The organism is Dolichospermum compactum NIES-806, from assembly GCF_002368115.1.
Lineage (GTDB): Bacteria > Cyanobacteriota > Cyanobacteriia > Cyanobacteriales > Nostocaceae > Dolichospermum > Dolichospermum compactum.
Window position 1 is genome coordinate 4,279,553 of the sequence record NZ_AP018316.1, and the last position, 20,404, is coordinate 4,299,956.

General features: G+C 39.5%; 15 protein-coding genes and 1 pseudogene. 5 read left to right on the forward strand and 11 right to left on the reverse strand.

The genetic code is table 11. The annotated features are described in order from the left end of the window. Window positions 1-73 precede the first annotated feature (73 nt). Window positions 74-4,147 (reverse strand): beta strand repeat-containing protein, encoded by a 4,074-nt coding sequence (locus CA730_RS25780; protein WP_157750028.1) that lies wholly within the window; start codon window positions 4,145-4,147, stop codon window positions 74-76. Between the two features lie 589 nt (window positions 4,148-4,736). Then, complete coding sequence (locus tag CA730_RS19830) at window positions 4,737-6,911, reverse strand: cation:proton antiporter (protein WP_096669897.1); 2,175 nt, start codon at window positions 6,909-6,911, stop codon at window positions 4,737-4,739. Between the two features lie 657 nt (window positions 6,912-7,568). On the opposite strand from CA730_RS19830, the gene CA730_RS19840 reads away from it, so the two are divergent. Further along, a complete protein-coding gene (locus tag CA730_RS19840) occupies window positions 7,569-9,263 on the forward strand; it encodes an ABC-F family ATP-binding cassette domain-containing protein (RefSeq protein WP_027401786.1) in 1,695 nt (564 codons plus the stop codon). Window positions 9,264-9,430: 167 nt separating this feature from the next. Further along, window positions 9,431-9,568 (forward strand): hypothetical protein, encoded by a 138-nt coding sequence (locus CA730_RS19845; RefSeq protein ID WP_231939893.1) that lies wholly within the window; start codon window positions 9,431-9,433, stop codon window positions 9,566-9,568. Between the two features lie 12 nt (window positions 9,569-9,580). Here CA730_RS19845 and CA730_RS19850 read toward each other — a convergent pair whose 3' ends face one another. The 7 genes and pseudogenes from CA730_RS19850 to CA730_RS19870 form a co-directional block, all read right to left on the reverse strand. After that, window positions 9,581-9,784 carry a DUF2283 domain-containing protein gene (locus CA730_RS19850; protein ID WP_096669903.1) on the reverse strand — a complete coding sequence of 68 codons (204 nt, stop codon included), beginning with the start codon at window positions 9,782-9,784 and terminating at the stop codon, window positions 9,581-9,583. Further along, window positions 9,781-10,020, reverse strand: coding sequence for a DUF4258 domain-containing protein (locus CA730_RS26160; protein ID WP_269076529.1), 240 nt, complete (start codon window positions 10,018-10,020; stop codon window positions 9,781-9,783). The genes CA730_RS19850 and CA730_RS26160 overlap by 4 nt, the downstream gene beginning before the upstream one ends. Beyond that, a pseudogene (locus tag CA730_RS26165) lies at window positions 10,015-10,203 on the reverse strand (tetratricopeptide repeat protein); the annotation flags it as partial. The gene CA730_RS26160 and the pseudogene CA730_RS26165, both read right to left, overlap by 6 nt. A gap of 72 nt (window positions 10,204-10,275) precedes the next feature. Further along, window positions 10,276-11,268, reverse strand: coding sequence for an IS66 family transposase (tnpC, locus tag CA730_RS19860; protein ID WP_231939882.1), 993 nt, complete (start codon window positions 11,266-11,268; stop codon window positions 10,276-10,278). Beyond that, window positions 11,268-11,426, reverse strand: a complete 159-nt coding sequence (locus CA730_RS24665) for a hypothetical protein (protein WP_157750021.1) — start codon at window positions 11,424-11,426, stop codon at window positions 11,268-11,270. Before CA730_RS24665 ends, tnpC begins: the two co-directional genes overlap by 1 nt. Before the next feature lie 5 nt (window positions 11,427-11,431). Next, a complete protein-coding gene (locus CA730_RS19865; protein ID WP_231939894.1) occupies window positions 11,432-11,686 on the reverse strand; it encodes a hypothetical protein in 255 nt (84 codons plus the stop codon). Between the two features lie 157 nt (window positions 11,687-11,843). Next, window positions 11,844-14,417, reverse strand: coding sequence for a M1 family metallopeptidase (locus CA730_RS19870; protein WP_096669909.1), 2,574 nt, complete (start codon window positions 14,415-14,417; stop codon window positions 11,844-11,846). A 694-nt stretch (window positions 14,418-15,111) separates the two neighbouring features. On the opposite strand from CA730_RS19870, the gene CA730_RS19875 reads away from it, so the two are divergent. From CA730_RS19875 to CA730_RS19885, 3 genes are all read left to right on the forward strand, one after another. Next, window positions 15,112-16,770 (forward strand): DUF3352 domain-containing protein, encoded by a 1,659-nt coding sequence (locus CA730_RS19875; protein WP_096669911.1) that lies wholly within the window; start codon window positions 15,112-15,114, stop codon window positions 16,768-16,770. Window positions 16,771-16,978: 208 nt separating this feature from the next. Next, window positions 16,979-17,293, forward strand: a complete 315-nt coding sequence (locus CA730_RS19880; protein ID WP_231939895.1) for a BrnT family toxin — start codon at window positions 16,979-16,981, stop codon at window positions 17,291-17,293. Further along, window positions 17,277-17,537 (forward strand): BrnA antitoxin family protein, encoded by a 261-nt coding sequence (locus tag CA730_RS19885; RefSeq protein WP_096669913.1) that lies wholly within the window; start codon window positions 17,277-17,279, stop codon window positions 17,535-17,537. Before CA730_RS19880 ends, CA730_RS19885 begins: the two co-directional genes overlap by 17 nt. An 80-nt stretch (window positions 17,538-17,617) precedes the next feature. Here the strand turns inward: CA730_RS19885 and CA730_RS19890 are convergent, their stop codons facing one another. Together CA730_RS19890 and CA730_RS19895 are read right to left on the reverse strand one after the other, a co-directional pair. After that, entirely contained in the window at window positions 17,618-18,832 is a 1,215-nt protein-coding gene (locus tag CA730_RS19890) for a DUF790 family protein (protein WP_096669915.1), read from the reverse strand. Continuing rightward, complete coding sequence (locus tag CA730_RS19895; RefSeq protein WP_096669917.1) at window positions 18,762-20,318, reverse strand: DEAD/DEAH box helicase; 1,557 nt, start codon at window positions 20,316-20,318, stop codon at window positions 18,762-18,764. Before CA730_RS19895 ends, CA730_RS19890 begins: the two co-directional genes overlap by 71 nt. Window positions 20,319-20,404 lie beyond the last annotated feature (86 nt).

Below are 20,404 nucleotides of genomic sequence, written 5' to 3' on the forward strand. Positions count from 1 at the left end.
GTGGACAAGGTTATACTGATGGTGATCAGAGGTTTTTTGAATTGAGTTAACATAGAGTTCCTGATACAAAATGCTAAAAAACAAAGTTGCCGGCGTTGTTCAACTGGGTTGTAGTGATGTTATCAACCTGAAGGAAGTTCTTAAATATGGAACTACCTGAAATCCCATCCCGATCAATTTGCAGAAAGGTACTACCAGTATTACTACCTGTTCCGGCTACAAATCTCATGTATTGATCCGCAATAGGATTAGAACCAGTATAGATAATACTGCCGAGTAATTGGGTAAGGACAATTTTATCTTCTCCCAGGGTAAAATCCGTAATCCGTTGTCCCACATCTCGGAGATTGGTAAAGACGAAGGAATCATTACCTAGACCTCCACTAATGGTTTTTGCCCCTGGACCGCCGATAATATAGTCAGAACCAGCAGTTCCTACAATTGGGTTACGTCCATTGTTAATTAAAGGATTACCAGTAATTTCGTTAAGATCATTAACGTTAATAGTTAATTCTTTTTCATAACTTAACCCACCTTGGTCTGTGGTTTTGACGCGAATGCTGTAACTGTTTTTCGTTTCGTAGTCAAATACAGAGTTGGTTTGTAACTCATTATTACCAACGATAATGAATGAATTGTTATTTGTATCACCTGTTCCTAATGCTAGACTATAGGTGAAGGTGTCACCAGTATTTGGGTCTGTGGTGGTGAAATTACCAATCTTTGTATTAATGGGTTGATTTTCGGCAACTGTGCTGTTATTTAAGCTGATGTTGGTGGGCGCTTGGTTGGTCGGCGGAGTATTATCAAAAACATAGCTAAAATAAGTTCCTGTTAGACTCAAGCCTGTTTGATTTCGGACTATACCAATAAGTTCATCAGGTTCGGTATTTGGCTTGTTGATTAATACTTGAGTGTCTGCACCGACAACAGCCAGCAGGTAATTACTACTTATTCCTTGAAGTTGAATAATATCTCCGATGTTGAGGTCAGTAATATCGGCGTAGTCGTTACTACCATTAGTTAGAGTATTGCCATCATCATAATAAACCTTGGTAGCATTTCCTAAGATAAAGATATCGCTTCCTGCTCCACCTGTGAGGCTGTCTATTTCCCCTAATCCGCTAGTAAGACTTGCTCCATTTACACCATTAATAGTATCATTACCATCACCCGCATTAATGGTATCATTTCCCGCATCACCATTAATAGTATCATTACCATCACCTGTAACTATACTATCACCAACAGCCGTTCCCGTAATTTGGAAGCGTTCTATATTACTGAAACTTACTTGGTCATAAAAATACCAGCCAGTTTTGTAATAACCATTAAAACCACCATTCCCATTACTGGAAATTGAGCTATTAATCCCACTCCCACTATAGTTATTACTGGAGTAGTCTAATATTAACAGGTCATTCCCTGCTCCTCCATCAACCGTGTCTTGTCCTAACCCCGCATTAATTGTATCATCTCCATCACCTGTACTAACAGTGTTATTGAGACGTTGAGTAAAACTAATCAGGTCGTTACCACTACCTGTAGTGACATTAGTAAACTGTTCAATGTTAGTAACACTCGTACCATCTGGAACGGTAATGGTCGGATTATTACTATCGTTAATAGTGATAGCTGTGGTTGCTGAACTGAAGTCAGCATCTGTAAGGGTGTCAATTCCATCACCCCCATCAATTATATTGATTCCTGTACCTGCGGTAATGGTATCATCTCCATCTCCACTATTAATAGTATCATTACCATCACCCGCATTAATGGTATCGTTCCCCGCACCCCCATCAATTATATTGATTCCTGTACCCGCATAAATGGTATCGTTCCCCGCACCACCATTAATAGTATCATTACCATCACCCGCATTAATGGTATCATTTCCCGCATCACCATTAATAGTATCATTACCATCACCTGTAACTATACTATCCCCAACAGCCGTTCCCGTAATTTGGAAGCGTTCTATATTACTGAAACTTACTTGGTCATAAACATAATAACCATAGTGAGCGTAGTAATTACCATTAAAACCACCACTCCCATTACTGGAAATTGAGCTATTAATCCCACTCCCACTCCCACTATAGTTATTACTGGAGTAATCTAATATTAACAGGTCATTTCCTGCTCCCCCATCAACTGTGTCTTGTCCTAACCCCGCATTAATTGTATCATCTCCATCACCTGTACTAACAGTGTTATTGAGACGTTGAGTAAAACTAATCAGGTCGTTACCACTACCTGTAGTGACATTAATAAACTTTTCAATGTTAGTAACACTCGTACCATCTGGAACGGTAATGGTCGGATTATTACTATCGTTAATAGTGATAGCTGTGGTTGCTGAACTGAAGTCAGCATCTGTAAGGGTGTCAATTCCATCACCCCCATCAATTATATTGATTCCTGTACCTGCGGTAATGGTATCATCTCCATCTCCACTATTAATAGTATCATTACCATCACCCGCATTAATGGTATCGTTCCCCGCACCCCCATCAATTATATTGATTCCTGTACCCGCATAAATGGTATCGTTCCCCGCACCACCATTAATAGTATCATTACCATCACCCGCATTAATGGTATCATTTCCCGCATCACCATTAATAGTATCATTACCATCACCTGTAACTATACTATCCCCAACAGCCGTTCCCGTAATTTGGAAGCGTTCTATATTACTGAAACTTACTTGGTCATAAACATAATAACCATAGTGAGCGTAGTAATTACCATTAAAACCACCACTCCCATTACTGGAAATTGAGCTATTAATCCCACTCCCACTCCCACTATAGTTATTACTGGAGTAATCTAATATTAACAGGTCATTTCCTGCTCCCCCATCAACTGTGTCTTGTCCTAACCCCGCATTAATTGTATCATCTCCATCACCTGTACTAACAGTGTTATTGAGACGTTGAGTAAAACTAATCAGGTCGTTACCACTACCTGTAGTGACATTAGTAAACTGTTCAATGTTAGTAACACTCGTACCATCTGGAACGGTAATGGTCGGATTATTACTATCGTTAATAGTGATAGCTGTGGTTGCTGAACTGAAGTCAGCATCTGTAAGGGTGTCAATTCCATCACCCCCATCAATTATATTGATTCCTGTACCTGCGGTAATGGTATCATCTCCATCTCCACTATTAATAGTATCATTACCATCACCCGCATTAATGGTATCGTTCCCCGCACCCCCATCAATTATATTGATTCCTGTACCCGCATAAATGGTATCGTTCCCCGCACCACCATTAATAGTATCATTACCACCACCTGCATTAATGGTATCGTTCTCATCTCCACTATTAATAGTATCATTACCATCACCTGTAACTATACTATCACCAACAGCCGTTCCCGTAATTTGGAAGCGTTCTATATTACTGAAACTTACTTGGTCATAAACATAATAACCATAGTGAGCGTAGTAATTACCATTAAAACCACCACTCCCATTACTGGAAATTGAGCTATTAATCCCACTATAGTTATTACTGGAGTAGTCTAATATTAACAGGTCATTCCCTGCTCCCCCATCAACTGTGTCTTGTCCTCGTAAGGTATTAATAGTGTCATCTTCAGAACTTCCTATAATCGTATCATTTCCGTCAGTTCCCGTAAAATTTTGCTGCTCTACTGGTATGCTTTGCCCATTCAACGTAATTATACTATGATCATCCTCTGCCTTTAATACTCGTAAGGTCTCCACATCCAGATTTTGACCCTGCACCAAAGCCGCAAAAATCGCCCCTTCATCTCCAGCGCTATCCGTCTGGTTAATTTTAGCATCTACAAAATGCCCAATTTCCTCTAACAAAACCCCACTAATAGCTGCTAAAGAAGCACCAGCAACAAAGGTATTTGATAAATAAATCTTATTTGTGCTACTAGCATAAGCACCATTAGCACCGCCAAGAATACTACTATCAAGAATTTCTATTTGGGGAAGTTGACTAAAATCCCCAGCTTCCCACTGTAACCGCATAATTTCTGCAAGGCTGCGGTTGTATTGTGTACCAAAAGCAGTATCAAAAACCTGCCAAAAGTTATTTAAACGAGAAAAATATTTAAGTTGATTAGAAGCTAAGATTAGCGCGGAATTAATTAAAAAGTTCATAAAATAAATGATGTTTTTCGAGGTTTGAACTAAAACAACAGGTTAAATTAAGTAGTAAGGCAGAATTAATTACACAATGTCATTGCGTAAGCGTTGCGTGGCGTTAGCCATATGGAACGAAGTGAAATGAAGCAATTCCAAGGGTTGTGATTGCTTCCCTTCGCTCGCAATGACTGTAAATATTTTTGTTCAATTACTTACCACAGTTAACTAACGGTTTGCTATTAAGTAGGAAAAGTATATTGCCGTAAAATGTTGATATTCTTGTCAAGTCACCAAGGTTACACACCCTTGGCGGTTATACTACCACACTTGAGTAAAGCCTTGCTGCAAAGTATCAAAAACATATTGAAATAAACCATTGATTTTATCAATACATACTATAAGCAATAATCTATCATTGCTACTAAACGCGGCATTGGTGAATCAAAATAAGCGACTCGTGCGGTCAAAATCGCATAGAGTTTCTTTTTTTTGCAAAGGTGCGTTAAAAAGATATGGATAATTTATTTGTTCCGTAACTTATCCACGAATGCAAATTAAAAACACTTAAGTTCGACGATGAGAAAAGTTAGGAATTATCAGTGATTTATTGGGTGTTAACTGCTGGTAAGAGAGCGGTAAGGTGTGAGGTAACTTGACTGTAACGACGGGTAATGAGTAGAGAAGAACGACATTGAATGGCGAGTTGATCTGTGTATCTTCCCAGGGTTTGACGTTCTATTCCCCATAGACGGCTAGTACCAACAATGGTTAGATCAACATTTTCGGAGGCGGCAATTACGGCTTGGATTGGTTCTGGGGATGTAACGCTTTTGATTTCAATGCGATCGCGCACACTTTGTGGTAATCGCTCAATCATGGCGTTGAGTTCATAACTTAATTCTTCTTGGATGTGATTGCCTTTAAAGACTTGCAAAACTTGTAAAATACAAGTATCCCGATTAATCAGCATTCTCAGGGCGATAATTAATGCTAAATCGTCATGGATGTTGGCGCAGTAGGGAACTAATAAACTTTCAATGGCGTTGCCTCCCTTATCTACGAATACGGCGACATCTACTGGTGTGGTACTGAGAATTTGTCCGACTCTTCCCCCTAACCGATTGTTGCTAAAAGCTGGACGATGCCAACCGACGAGAACTAAATCTGGTTGTTCAATTTTGGCTATCTGTGCGGTTTCTCTGGCGACATTGCTAGAGATGCGAACTATGGGATGAATGCAAAAGCGTGTTAGTGCTGGCTCTAGGGTAGCAATTAATTCTTCTAATTTTTGGCGCCGTTCGATAATGAGTCTATCAGCTGCCGTTGGGGTACTTTCAAAGCCATAGTCTTCTTCGAGTTCAATGAAACTCAGGGGATAAACTACAGCAGGTTGTCGGTTATTAACAGCGATCGCAGTTGCCAACTGTAATAAACCTTTTTGGGTACTGGGATTAGCCACTGGGACTAAAATTCGGTATTGATTAATATAAGGTTCGCTGGGGACTGGTACAACTTCTGGTTGGATTTCTGCTTCTGGTTCAACGACATCTAATCGGATCAGGCGTTTAGGATAGGTAAATTCCAACAATGGTGAAGTCATGAATGTTGTCACCAAAGCCATAATTACTAACATTGTGAAAAGTAAGGGTGTAATCACGCCTAATTCTAAACCAATATTCAAGACAATTAATTCAGTTAAACCGCGAGTATTCATTAACCAACCCAGGGCTGAGGCTTCGCGTTTGTCAATGCCGCTGAACCTAGCTGCTACATAAGCACCAATATATTTACCGCCAATGGCCACTAATAAAATCAACGCTGACAATAGCCATAAATGAGGACTATTGAGTAAACCAATTTGTGTTTTTAACCCACTGTAGGCGAAGAAGATTGGTAACAAAAATATGAGAACAAAATCTTCAGTTTTGATCGCTAATTCTCTGACTAACTCTTCATCTTTGGGCATGACTGCGCCTAATAAAAATGCCCCAAAAATTAGGTGAATACCGATAAATTCAGTAATTAAGGCAGAGGACACAACTCCCATATAAATTACAGCTAGAACGAATTGACTCAACCGCCCAGCCCGACGATGATGTTTACTCAGACGTTTGAGAAACCATCGCCCAATTGTGAACATGAAGCCAATATAAGCAATACTTTCAATAATGGTGAGAATAGCTTGCCCGTCAATACTACCGTGACGAGCGACAGCGATCGCTACTGCTAAAATACACCAAGCTGTTACATCATCCACAGCCGCACAAGTTAAGGCTAATGTCCCTAACCGAGTTCCCTGTAAGTTATTTTCGGTGATAATTCTCGCCAACACCGGAAAGGCAGTAATTGACATTGCTGCCCCTAAAAACAAGGCAAAAGGGACAAAATTGACCTGGGTACTAGAAACTAAGGGATAAAGGAGGAAAGATAATACAAAAGCCGAAGCAAAAGGAACAATAATACTGAGATTAGAAATAAGAATGGCAGTTTTTAAGTTACCACTCAGATATTTAGGATTTAATTCCAACCCAATCAGAAACATAAAAAATATTAGCCCAATTTGCGATAAAACATTCAAATAAGGCATCGTTTCTGGTGGAAACAGGCTATGGGCTAAACTGGGGGCAATTATACCAAATAATGATGGACCAAGCATGATACCAGCGAAAATCTCGCCAATTACCAATGGTTGTTTAATTGCTTTGAATCCCAGTCCCACAATTCGAGAGAGTCCAATTACAATTAATACTTCAACCAAAACGAGAATAACCGTGTGCATATTTTCCTCATTAACGATGATCCGAGTTGACTATGATAATTCTTGACAATAGTTTAAATTGTCAACACAATTAGATATATTTTCGACTATTTTTATTAATTTAAGATGTTAATTATTGTTACTTTGTTATCTAGATAATCTCAAAAAATCAGTATTAATTTGTTGTTAAACTGCAAATAAACTTGAGAATTAGCAAGCATAAAACCCATATCTAAATTATTTCCTCAGAAAAGCTAATAATAAACCATAAATTGTCAAACAACACTCTATAGCAGGAGTTAGAAGTCAGGAGTCAGAAGTCAGGAGTAAAAACCTGTTGTGGACTGAGTTTCATTGTTAATTCATGTCCTAACCACTTTGACAGTTGTTATAACTAAAAATGAGGAAAAATGTCTCAGTTGTAACGTAAAATACTTGCCGGCAAATCCTGTCTTTCTTATTCTGTCTTCCTTCTGTCTTATTCTGTCTTCCTTCTTCCTTCTTCCTTCTTCCTGAACTCCTGAACTCCTGAACTCCTGAACTCCTGAACTCCTGAACTCCTGAATCAAGCAAAGAATTTAGGTTCATAGCCAAAAAATTGTAAATGTGGCGTTAAATTTTGTTAAGATTAGGTACGGCGTTAGCTTTGCCCCCTGTCCCCTACCCACGAGACGCTTCATGCTGCGATTAGAACATATCAGTAAAATTTATCCTACAGGCGAAGTTCTTAAAGATGTCAACTGGGAAGTCAAACCAGGAGATCGTATTGGTTTAGTTGGTGTTAACGGTGCGGGAAAATCCACCCAATTGAAAATCATCTCTGGGGAGATTGAACCCACCGCTGGAGAAATTATTCGCCCCGCCAGTCTACATATAGCTTATCTTAACCAAGAATTTGAAGTTGACCCCACTCGTACGGTCAGAGAAGAATTTTGGACTGTATTTAAAGAAGCTAATGAAGTGCAGAAGGCTTTAGCTCATATCCCTCATGAGATGGAAACAGCTAATCCAGAAGAGTTAGATGAGCTAATTCATGAGTTAGATCGGTTACAGCGTCAGTTTGAAGCTTTGGATGGATATAATTTAGACTCACGGATTGGTAAGATATTACCAGAGATGGGATTTCAACTAGAAGATAGCGATCGCCTAGTTAGCGCCTTCTCCGGTGGTTGGCAAATGCGGATGAGTTTAGGAAAAATCCTCCTGCAAAAACCTGACTTATTACTACTGGACGAACCGACAAACCACCTAGATTTAGAAACCATTGAATGGCTAGAAAATTACCTCAGAGGTTTAATTACCCCAATGGTCATAGTTTCCCATGACCGGGAATTTTTAGATCGTCTGTGTAACCAAATCGTTGAAACTGAAAGAGGTGTTTCTAGTTCTTACCTGGGTAATTACTCGTCCTACCTCCAACAAAAAGCCGAAAATCAATACGCACAACTCAACGCTTACGAACGTCAACAAAAAGAATTAGAAAAACAACAGGCATTTGTAGAAAAATTCCGTGCCAGTGCTACTCGCAGTACCCAAGCGAAAAGTAGAGAAAAACTACTTGATAAAATTGAACGCATTGAAGCGCCGACAGGAGGAATGAGAACCCTACATTTCCGTTTTCCTGATGCCACTCGTAGCGGTAGAGAAGTAGTAGAAATTAAGGATTTAACCCACATTTATGGGGATAAAATTCTGTTTTTATCCGCAAACCTGCTGGTGGAAAGAGGAGACAGAATCGCCTTCCTTGGTCCCAACGGTGCAGGTAAGTCCACACTGTTAAAAATTATGATGGGTGTTGAACCACCCACAGAAGGGATTGTGAAATTAGGTGATCACAACGTGATTCCTGGTTACTTTGAACAAAACCAAGCGGAAGCCTTGGATTTAAATAAAACTGTCATGCAAACCATCCATGACGAAGTTCCCAACTGGACAAACGAAGAAGTCCGCACATTGTTAGGCAGATTCTTATTTACTGGTGATACCGTATTTAAGAAAGTTGCGGCATTGAGTGGAGGTGAAAAAGCTCGATTAGCATTGGCAAAAATGCTATTACGTCCAGCCAATTTAATCATCCTGGATGAGCCTACCAACCACTTAGATATTCCGGCAAAGGAAATGATGGAAGAGGCTTTGCAAAACTATGATGGTACTGTCCTTGTAGTTTCCCACGACCGTTATTTTATCTCCCAAGTAGCTAACAAAATTGTCGAAATTCGTGATGGTGATTTTCATGTTTACTTAGGAGATTATCACTACTATCTCGATAAGAAAGCTGAGGAAAAAGAACTGGCGGAATTAGCAGCAGCAGAAGCCGCAAAAGCCGCTAAAAAAGCCGCTAAATCTGCAAAAGCTGGAGCAAAGCAGAAGTAAGTAATATCGGCGAATGGGTGACTGATTGTGATTCTGGCTTTCTGTCACCTATTTTTTAATGAACTTTTTGGGTTTAGCTTAAATTATTTGCAGAAGATATAATTCAGCGTAAAGCAGATTTAATGTTGCAGCAAATTAAAATTCATTCTCAGTCTATAGATAACAATATGACTGAAATAATGGAAAGTTGGACAGGAAATAATCAACAGGAATTATTAGCAATCAAGGCGAAACTCAAGGAATTGAAACCGGGAATTTCATTAGGTAATTTATCAATCAGGGAAGCTAGAGAATTAGGAAGATAATTTGTCTATAATTCAAGATTGAGAAATTTCAACTTTTATATTCTTTGTTGTCAGATTGATTCTACTTGATAACTGTAAAACCTCAATACCTACAACCTGATTTTGTTCATTAAAATCAAGCACAATTCCTGGATAAACTTCTTCTGATTCAATAATTTTTGATTCATCCAGACGCAAATAGAGAGCATCAGCTTCTTCATCAATATGTACTTTCATAATTTATTCCTTTGAGTGCGATCAAAATAAACCGTGATAATTCGCCAAGGTTCTTTATTTTCATTATATACAACACGCAATACTCTGTTACCATTTTCAGGAATGCGAGCTAAAGCGTGACGTAATTCTGGATCTTCCCGATCTGGTTCTGTTTTCTGGGGTTCTGCTAATACCCGTGCTACCCATTCTAGTTGAATTTCTCTTGCGGTAATGACTTGTTGGGCTACTATTCCCAACTGGTGGTAGGTTCTAGCTTGTTCATAGCAATCGCCAAATTCGATATAGATAGATAAAGCTTGTTGATAAAAGTCCCGTGCTTGGGCATATTCCCGCATTTCTTGGGCTACATATCCCAACTGGTGATATATTCTAGACTCGCCATCATGATCATCTAACTCTTGATAAATTTCTAAACACTGGTGATAATATTTTGTAACCGTTCAGGGGGTACAAAGAAAACGAAAAACAACCCCCAAAATCCAGCAATAAAATTAAGCAGCTTTCAACAAGTCAGAATCATCAGAATCAGCAGTAACTTGTGGAAGCAAAGAAGGCACAGTGGTAGAACCACGAGCAGCAAGAACAGCCTGCGTCATAAACTCCAAAACATTACGCTGTTGGGACTTGAGGCTTGTTACCACAGTTAACATCCGAGCCACAAAAACACTACCAGCCTGAGTTTGAGAGCCAAAACTAGTCCGCCGCCAAATCACAGCAGGACGAATAGCTCGTTCTGCGGCATTATTAGTGGGTTCAACACCAACAGTTGTCACAAATAACCACATCGCCGACTCAACCTTGAGTAATTGACGACAAGTGCGTACTGTTTTTGCTAGGGGTGTTTTTTCCCGTGATGTAATTTCGTAGTTATCAGCTTCGAGTAAAGTTGCTTTGATGGATGCACGAATCTCAACCACCATCTCAGTAAACTCACTCCGACTTAAAGTACCATCTCTAACTCGATGCCAAAGTTCAAACAACTTCTCTTGCTGTTTGACCAGTGCAGTTCCCAATTCTGCCGATACTCCAGTTCGTTCCGAGATTTTGATAAATTCCCGTCGCAGATGCGCCCAACATAATTGCCGACGTTCCAAGCTGACCCAGTTGTAAGCACCATGACGGTCGGAGTTCAAAATGCCCCTGAAGTTTTCACCCAATAAATTCTTTGCCTTGAGGGTGCAACGGGTCAGAGCAATTTCAAAAAATGTTACCAGAGGTGTGACTGCAACCCATAGCCAAGCTTTCCTCTGTTCAGGATTAAACCCGTCAATGTTTCCTTGATTAAAGCTGGTTTCATCTGCTCCAACAACTTGGGCATTTTGGATATATTCTTTGGCTTCATCTACACAACTTGCCACTGCGTTACTTGCTTCTAGTCTGAGTTTGTTGACTGTTGCCAACGATATTGAAATTCCAAACACTTCTGCCATCGCACTTTGTACCATTCTGTGACTGTGGCGATAGACTCCACTTAGCAATGCCACTATAGCTGTTCTTGAACTGTCAGGACTTCTGTTAGTTTCTTTGACTGTTGTTCTATTTCCTGCGCCATTTCCTCCACCAGTTTCTTGACGCTGGCTGGAGTCTTACCCCAATCTTCTGGAGGTATCTGTTCTAAGTGATTGACGCGATTTAGTTCCATGTCACTTAATTTATCACATTTTGGAGGTAATTTTTAACGATCGCTCTTCTACCCCCCTGAACGGTTACCAGCATTGACTGTCCAATATCATCTTTACTTACATCTTTATTCAGGTAAACTTGCGCTAAAACTGGATAATGTTCTTCAGGAATAAATCTTTCAAAACTAAATTGTTGTTGTTTGACAGCATAAACAACGTCTTCAGCTTCAATCTTACTATGATTTTTAGTGCTGGCGCGTAAACAAGTAGCCCGCATCATTTGCATAATTTGACGCACATGACCGCTTTGAGAGTATTGGCACGTTGAAAGTTAGGTTGATTCATAGATAAAATTATATGTCGGTATGTACTTGAGAGAGATCCAGTCAGCAAATCGTAAAGCCTGTAGGGGCGGGGTTTACCCGCCCTCTATTGTATTACTTTGATTTTGCTTCCAGATTTTCCAAACGGCTTTTCAACTCCTGATTTTGCTGTTTGATTTGATCAAGTTCCTCACGTAACTGCTTCAGGGTTTTGTCTGTGCCGATGTTCTTTTGCACCTTACTTACTTCCTCTTCAGCATAGCGACGGACTCGCCCATCTGCGGTTTGATTGGCTAAAGATTGCAAAATACCGATCGCTTTTGGGGTTTCCATTTGTCCCAAGGCTGTTAAAACGGCTACCTGGGTTAAAAAGAAAGTCTCTCTGGCAATTTCCGCTAACCGATCTAAAATCCGTTCTATATTAGCAGGAGTTTGACCGGTGGATATCTTGCCCACTGCGCGAATTGCGGAAAGGCGTAATGGTTGCGGTATCCCAGATTTTGTGTATTCCAGTAGTAAATTTAAAGCCGTTTCTGAAGATTTGAATTCAGATAAACCAGCCACAGCCCCACTACGGACAACTTCATTCCAACCTGCCCGTTCTTCTAACACAGATTTGAGTAAGTTTATTACCTTGTCTTCATGGGGTTTATCTTCTAAATGCGCTGCTGCGATCGCCGCAATAGTTCGACAAGCCGCAGCTTCTACATAGTAGCTGGCATCGCCATCTTGGACAAAACTTTTCACAGCCTTGTAGCTGTTATGAGTTTTAATTTGCGATAAAGAACTAATTACCGCCCGCCGCACAAAGGGACTAGGATCATTTAATCCAGCGACTAAACCATCAAAAGCTTGATCTAACTGAATTTCTGCCAGTTCTTTGGCAACTTCGACCCGTACACCCCAAAAAGAATCATTTTTCAAAGCTGAGGATAGGGCAAGAGTCGCTTCTAATCCGCCTTTTTTCGCTAAAGCTTCTGCTGCATAAATCCGGGAAATAGGATGAGGATCAAATTCTAATTGGGCTTTTAATTCAGAAATTGGGTATTCTAAAGTGACAGTTTTGAGATAATTATTACCAACATCAAAGCTAATAAAATCAGGCTTTTGCGTTAAGGGAAAGTAAAAACTTTGTTCTTTTTCATGGACTCGAACTGTAAAAGTTGTGAGTTGGGGATTTTCTTTATATCCAAAACCAATGGGAATTCTCAGATTAAATAAATCCTTACTATCGGCTTTAGCTTGGGTTTGGGTGACAGTCACCTTCGCTAAATTTGCGTCACCATCCCAGGCATAAGCTACTTTAAAGTCAGGATGACCACCACGATAGACATATTGATCAAACAGGAAAGCTAAATTGCGTCCTGTGGCTTTTTCAATCGCTCTTAATAAGTCTATCGTTTCTACAGTTTGGTGAGCGTTGTCTTGAACAAAGGTTTGGACAGCTTGCCAAAATAACTCATCGCCCAATTCTGCGCGAATCATGTGATAAACACAAGATCCTTTTTCATAAATGTGGCGATCGTAAAGCTCGATCGCTTCCCGATAAACATGAGTTACCATTGGTCTACGGTAGCGACTGCTATCTTCACTAAAATAACTCCGCGCTTCCGATAACCGATAATATGCAGCTTCTTGGTCGCCATATTCCCGTTGGGTCCACATTACCTCCGAATAGGAAGCCATCCCTTCCTTAATCCAAGCATGGGACCAATGTTTAATTACCACCAAATCCCCGAACCATTGGTGGGCGAGTTCATGGACAACCAAACTTTCGGTATTGCGATTATCTAATATTGCCCGTTCGTCTAATAAACAGCGGTCAGTGAGGAGAGTCGTGGAAGTGTTTTCCATACCTCCAAAAATAAAATCATCTACACAAACTTGGGCATATTTGGGGAAAGCGTAGGGATAACCATACTTTTCGCTCAAAAATTCGATCATTTGGGGAGTTTTGCCCATGCTGCGTTTAGCATCTGCTTCTCGTCCCTTTTCAACGTAATAGGTAACAGCTTTACCATGCCACTCGTCCCGAATTTCGGCAAAATCGCCCACTGCCAATGTCATCAAATAGGTAGGATGAATTTGTTGTTGGGACCAATGGTAGGTTGTGTATTTTGCCTCTTCTACGCTGTCAATGAGTTCACCATTGGAGATAGCAACTAAGGGTTGAGGAATGCGGACGCGAATTTCTGATGTTGATAACTGTCCAGGGTAGTCGAAACAAGGAAACCAATAGCGAGAATCTTCGTCTTCTCCTTGTGTCCAGACTTGGGTGGGTTTGTGGGGGTAGTGTTTGTCTGGTTGAATGAAGTAAATGCCCCGTTGGGGTTTTTCGGCGGCGTAAGCGATCGCAATTAACAAACGATGACCAATTTCTGTAGGCTGTGATAGGTAAATACAAAGCTGTTCGCCATCATATTCAAACTTTTGTGTAACTTCGTTTACCTGTACTGACTCAATCTTCAAATTGACAGCATCCAAAGTCAACCTATCAATCCCATTCCGCACTGGCAATAGGCGAATACTACAACTTCCGTAGCAACTTTGGTTCGGGATATCCAAATTCAGATCCAGAAAAATATGTTCTACCTGTCCAGGTCGGTCAGGGTTATAGTGTGGTTTTGCCCCCGGTAATTCAAAACGCTTGTGTCCGGTTTTTTCAGTATCAAAATAAAACTGCAACATTTATTATTTCTAGCCTTCTAATCCTAAAACATTTAATGGGATGTAAGTCATACAAATACAGAAGTGTAGCGTAGTATGACATTTTTTGCCTGTTTGATTCTGGTAACGTCGGCACTACCTGAATCTACAGATTGACAAAGCTGATTTAGCTACTGTTGTCACACTTAATAACTTAAGTATGTAACTCTTCTCTGCCTCTGTTCCAGAGGGTATTCATCCGTGATCCATAATTATTGATTACAAATACTACTAATTTTCCATATAGTTTTAGAATAACTGGGAGGTGACAAATTGACTATTGTTTTCAAAGGAATAAAATATCATTTGCGGATTCAGTCTTGACCATAGTGGAGTATTATTTAAACCCAATTACAAATTTTTGCTGATCATAGATTTCCGATTATATCAGTAAATACCGTGAAAATAGCGGAAATTAGCGATAAAAAAGAATTCAAACATCAGAATTCATGAGAATTAAGTTTTTTCACCACTTAATTGTAAACTGTCTCTAGAAGCCGGGTATGTTCAACCATTTTATACTCAATATGCGACATCCACTGATATCAGCTAAACTCACAAAATCTGCAAAATATACTTCTTTTCATGAATTTTCGCTTAGATAAATTTCCCCAACCACCAATTAGCATTTCATTAAATCTGTTACATAATCCACAACAATAAGGAGTATTTACTAGTGTCTGCCAAAAAACCATCGTTTTTCATCCCTGTAATTGGTACTGCTGTAATTATAGCAGGGGGTATAGCAGCTTATATATATCTTAAGGGTGGTACTGATAGTTCCAACCCTTTGGGTAGTGCTAAATTAGTACCTGCAACTGCATTAATGGCAACTTATATTGACACTAATCCTGAATCTTGGAATAAGTTGCAGCAGTTTGGTACACCCCAAGCGCAGAAATTACTAGCTAAAGAGTTCCAAAATTTCAATCAACAAATGTTGAATGATAGTAAGATATCCTACGAAGCAGATATTAAACCTTGGGTTGGTGGAGTAATGATTGCGGTACTACCACCAGATGCAAAGAAAGTATCTCAGGACAACTTTCGCGCATCCGAAGCACCAAATTATTTGTTGGTGGTCGGGATTAAAGATAAACTGGCTGCCTTGAAATTTGCTAACAGATTGAAAGACCAAAAAAACGTCAAAATTCAGGAATCTGACTACAAAGGTCAAAAAATTATTGAATCTACAGGTCAAGGTCAACCGACTTATGTAACGTTTGTGAATAATGACTATTTGCTTTTAACATCCAATAAACAAGCTGTAGAAAAAGCGATTGATACTTATAAAGGCGAACCTTCTTTTGTCACTAAAGAAGGTGCAAATGATATTCTGAGCAAAGGCGTGGATGTTAAGAATGGTTTGGCGCAAATTTATGTCCCTGATTATGCCAATATGATCCAACAATTAACGGCATTTAATCCTCAATCTAAACAATTACCCCCACAAACTCTCGCGCAAATTAAGCAAGTGAAATCATTAACAGCAGGGGTGGGAATAGATGATGAAGGCTTGCGATTAAAAGCAATTGTGAATTTAGATCCCCAACTAAATAAATTCCAATATCAAGCTACTCCCGCCAAGATTGTGGGACAATTTCCTAGTGAAACTTTGGCTTTAGCCAGTGGACAAGGTATTAGTAAAAGTTGGGAAACTTTTGTGGAACAATCCAAAGATTATCCTGAATTAAATCAAGGAATTCAACAAGCGCGGACTCAACTAAAAGTTCTGCAAATTGATTTAGATAAAGATATTTTTGGCTGGATGAATGGCGAGTTTGGTTTAGGTGCAATTCAATCTAATCAAGGTTTATTAGCCAATGTGGGTTTTGGCGGTGCGTTAGTATTGGATACGAGCGATCGCAAAACTGCCGAAGCTACCTTCACCAAACTCGATAATTTTGCCAAACAGCAGTCTCTCAATGTCGCTCAAAGAAGCATTGGTGGTAAAAATGTCACAGAATGGCAAATCCCCCAACAAGGCGCTCTCGTGGCACATGGTTGGCTCAATGATAATACAGCATTTGTGGCTATTGGTGGACCTGTTGCGGAAACACTAGCAAATCGCAAAGGTGCAGCACTTGATCAAAGTGATACCTTTAAAACTGTTACAGGTTCTTTACAAAAACCTAATGGTGGTTATTTCTATTTAGATATGGATAAAACCAAAACCATAATTCAGCGTGTATCCGCTCAAAGTCAACCTTTACCTGCGGACGCTACCGCTATTCTTGATTCTATTCGTGGTGTTGGTGTGACTGTTAATAGTCCTAGTAAATCCATGACTCAAATGGAGATGTTGTTATCTCTTAAATCTGGTAAGGGGAAGTAATATCCTTTATGATTTTTTTTCACGCAGAGGCGCAGAGGCGCAGAGAGTAGTTTGTAGGGTGCGTCAGTCCCGATAATTTGGTAAAAAAACAGATATCTTCTATCTGACGCACCTTATTCAGTGAGGTGGTTTACGCTTTTCCTAACTCTATGGAATAAGATTTCTAGAATAATTGACCGCACGATAATTCCAACAATACCTGCGGAATGTGGGATTTAGGGGATTTAGACTTAACTTTTCACAAATACATATAATAGTTGAATGGAATCCCGAAAAAGCTAAAAGCAATTTACAAAAACACGGAATCAGTTTTTCTGATGCTGAGGCTGTGTTGTTCGATCCTTATGCACTTTCCTTTGAAGATCAATCAGCAAAAGGTGAACAGCGATTTATTATTATGGGGATGGATCACCTTTGGCGGTTGCTAGTAGTAGTCTATACCTATCGAGGTGATAACATTCGCTTAATTTCTGCCCGTCCTGCTACTCCTAAGGAGAGACGTGAATATGAAACCGGAATATGATTTTGATCAGGCTAAACGGGGTGCGATTATCCCACAACAAGGTAAAACTCGTATTACCATCTATATTGATGATGATATTTTGGAAGCGTTTAGACAAAAAGGAGACGCTGAAGGGAAAGGTTATCAAACAATGATGAACCAAGCGTTACGAGAATATCTTGATCAAGCCAAACCCCCCTTAGATGAAGATACACTACGCCGAGTTTTTCAAGAAGAACTGCGGGCTGTAACTTTTGTCAGTTAAGTTTATGATTAATTGAACGCGGATAAACGCAGATAAACGCAGATTTTTATGATTCTGTACAGTTTCATATAAAATTGTGATTATTCCATGACGGCTAATACAGATTTTGGTAAGAGTTTTTCTTTGAACCAAATTATTCTGGCGGGTACGTTATCTAGTTTAATTCCGGCTTTTTCTAGGTTCAATCTTTCGGAAATTGCTAAAATTAAGTTATCACAATTTGCCTTTCTTACTTGAGCAAATTTCTTTTGTAAATATTCTGGTCGCCAATAACCGACAATTTCTAAAATAAACACCCTTCCGTCTGGATGAACTAGCCGAAAATCGGGAATCATTACACTACCAGGAATGGGAATTAAATCTACTTCTCGTTCTAATATCCAACCACTTTTTAAGGCATCCCATTTACTGGCAAAAGATTCCTCTAACATACTATCATAGGGTTTGCCGGGGGGATAGTGGGAAACTAAGCCACATTCTGAATTCAGGGTAAAACGTCCGGTTTTCGATTCATTTGTGTAAAAGTCACGGGTTTTTAAGGTTGCTGATAAACTCCATTTAGTAACATGAAGTAAAGCCGGAATTAATTTAGCTATGGCTAAACCGTAGCGGGTGCTGGGAGTAAATAAACTGGTCGGACCATCTACACTAAGTGTGAAACCATGATCGGCATCACCTTCAATATAAGCCATTAATTGAAATAGCTTTAAATAACGAAATAAGAGTTTATATTCTCCGGGAACATTGCGATGTGCATTTAATACTAATTGACTAGCTTTATAAAAAATTCCTTGAACTTGAGATAAATTATAACGATGTAAAACTTCTTCTGGTTTGGGTGCATCAAAAGCAGTTAATATTTTATTTTCTGATAAATCTGCATAAAGTCCATTTTTGATTTGATCAGGTAAAACTTCTTGATTAAGTTCTTGAGTTAAATTATCAGCAATTTTATTGAAAATGATATCGGTTGATTCTCGACTAGCAACTGATTTTGCTGCTAATGCAAATACTTTTGCTCTTAAGATTGGTGGTTCGAGGGGACTCACTATTTCAAATGTACAAAAACCACTTTTAAGAATGTAGGCTAAACCCCGTTTCATCCGGTAATCTGTGGTATCTCCTTCAAAGTCTGCTAATTGACGTTCTAGTAATCCTTGATTTTTCCCGACTGCTTCCTGAAAAAAAGTAATTAATTCAGTTGCTAAACTCAAATGTTTTTGATCAAGTTTCAGTCTTTTTGGGATAATTTCTTCGCCGTTTTGGCGGTGTATCAGTAGGTCTGTTGGTAACATCTTTCTTTTCTGTTGAATAATTAATTTCTAATTTTTCTGCTGCTTTTAAATCGCTTTTCTTTCCAGTTCCGTAAATAACTTGTAAATTGGCTTTTTGCGGCTTTTCTTCCTGATTGTTATTTTCCCCTCTGCGTCTGGCGGAAGTTCCTTCTTCGCTAGTATCTTCGGCGATAACTTCATAGAGAATTGCTTGTTTATTTGCTAAATTTCCCTTGCGTAATATTCTCCCCAACCGTTGAATATATTCTCTGGTTGAACCTGTTCCTGATAAAATAATCGCAATACTGGCTGCGGGGACATCTACACCTTCATTTAAGACATTAGAAGCAACTAAGGTATTATATTCACCTTCCTTAAATTTCGTTAAAATTTCATGTCTTTCTTTGACTGGAGTTTGATGAGTAATTGCGGGAATTAATAAGTCTTGAGAAATGCGATAAACTGTGGCATTATCAGCGGTAAAAATTAAAATTCTTTCAGGATGATGGGTAGCTAATAAGTCTACAAGTACCCGGATTTTCCCATCTGTTCCCAATGCGATTTCTTTGGCTTGACGATGGGATAACATGGCTCGTCTTCCAGGTTGAGAACGCGCACTCATTTGCACAAACATTTGCCAACCTTGCAAACTTCCTAAAGATATTTTTGATTGCTTTAAAAAATCATTGCGAGTTTGAATTAACTGATTATATTTTTCTTGTTCTAATTGGGATAATTTAACTTTGATTTGCACAATTTCATGAGCAGCTAAAGCTTTTCCGGCTAAATCTTCAGCGCATTTGCGATAAACTTCTTTACCAATGAGGATATCTAAATCAGCGTGTTTTCCATCTGTGCGTTCTGGGGTTGCGGACAGTCCTAACCGATAGGGTGCGATCGCATATTCGGCAATAACTCTGTTAAAATCTGTAGGTAAGTGGTGACATTCATCAAAAATTATGAACGCATATTTATTACCCAAACTTTCTGCATGAATCGCCGCACTATCATAGGTAGCAACTAAAATCGCGGTTCTATCCCGTGAACCACCCCCCAGTAAACCCACTTCTGCATCAGGAAAAGCCGCTACTAAATGAGCATACCACTGGTGCATTAAATCCAACGTGGGGACGACAATTAACGTCGTGCGGGGTGTGGCTTGCATCGCCATTTGTGCTAAATATGTCTTTCCCCCCGCCGTAGGTAAGACAACTACTCCCTGTCGTCCTAACCGTTTCCAAGCCGCTAATGCCTCATTTTGGTGAGGATAGGGTGTCATTTCTAAACTAGCAACCAAATCCAAGGGATAAAAAGCCTTGGCTTCATCAATAAAATCTGTGGCTTCAGCTTGGAGTGCTTCTACTAAGGAACGGTATCTAATTGCGGGAATACGGAATTTTTCTACCCTATCATCCCAGGTTGCATAGTCTATCCATGTTTTACTTCGTGGTGGTGGGTGTAAAATTAATGTACCACGATCAAAAGTTAATGTCGGGTGACGAGCCATTTATTTTTTCTTAGTCCGGTTACACTGATTTAACTACTCATAACGCAAAATGAGCATGATGACTAATATCAATGTCGGTTCTTCGG

What these genes read in the sequence shown, in the direction of transcription:
- CA730_RS19850 (WP_096669903.1), bottom strand. Translation starts at nt 9,784, where the DNA reads ATGAAAGTACATATTGATGAAGAAGCTGATGCTCTCTATTTGCGTCTG.
- CA730_RS19870 (WP_096669909.1), bottom strand. Translation starts at nt 14,417, where the DNA reads ATGTTGCAGTTTTATTTTGATACTGAAAAAACCGGACACAAGCGTTTT.
- CA730_RS19865 (WP_231939894.1), bottom strand. Translation starts at nt 11,686, where the DNA reads ATGATGCGGGCTACTTGTTTACGCGCCAGCACTAAAAATCATAGTAAG.
- CA730_RS19845 (WP_231939893.1), top strand. Translation starts at nt 9,431, where the DNA reads ATGACTGAAATAATGGAAAGTTGGACAGGAAATAATCAACAGGAATTA.
- CA730_RS19885 (WP_096669913.1), top strand. Translation starts at nt 17,277, where the DNA reads ATGAAACCGGAATATGATTTTGATCAGGCTAAACGGGGTGCGATTATC.
- CA730_RS24665 (WP_157750021.1), bottom strand. Translation starts at nt 11,426, where the DNA reads ATGGAACTAAATCGCGTCAATCACTTAGAACAGATACCTCCAGAAGAT.
- CA730_RS19890 (WP_096669915.1), bottom strand. Translation starts at nt 18,832, where the DNA reads ATGTTACCAACAGACCTACTGATACACCGCCAAAACGGCGAAGAAATT.
- CA730_RS25780 (WP_157750028.1), bottom strand. Translation starts at nt 4,147, where the DNA reads ATGAACTTTTTAATTAATTCCGCGCTAATCTTAGCTTCTAATCAACTT.
- CA730_RS19840 (WP_027401786.1), top strand. Translation starts at nt 7,569, where the DNA reads ATGCTGCGATTAGAACATATCAGTAAAATTTATCCTACAGGCGAAGTT.
- CA730_RS19830 (WP_096669897.1), bottom strand. Translation starts at nt 6,911, where the DNA reads ATGCACACGGTTATTCTCGTTTTGGTTGAAGTATTAATTGTAATTGGA.
- CA730_RS19895 (WP_096669917.1), bottom strand. Translation starts at nt 20,318, where the DNA reads ATGGCTCGTCACCCGACATTAACTTTTGATCGTGGTACATTAATTTTA.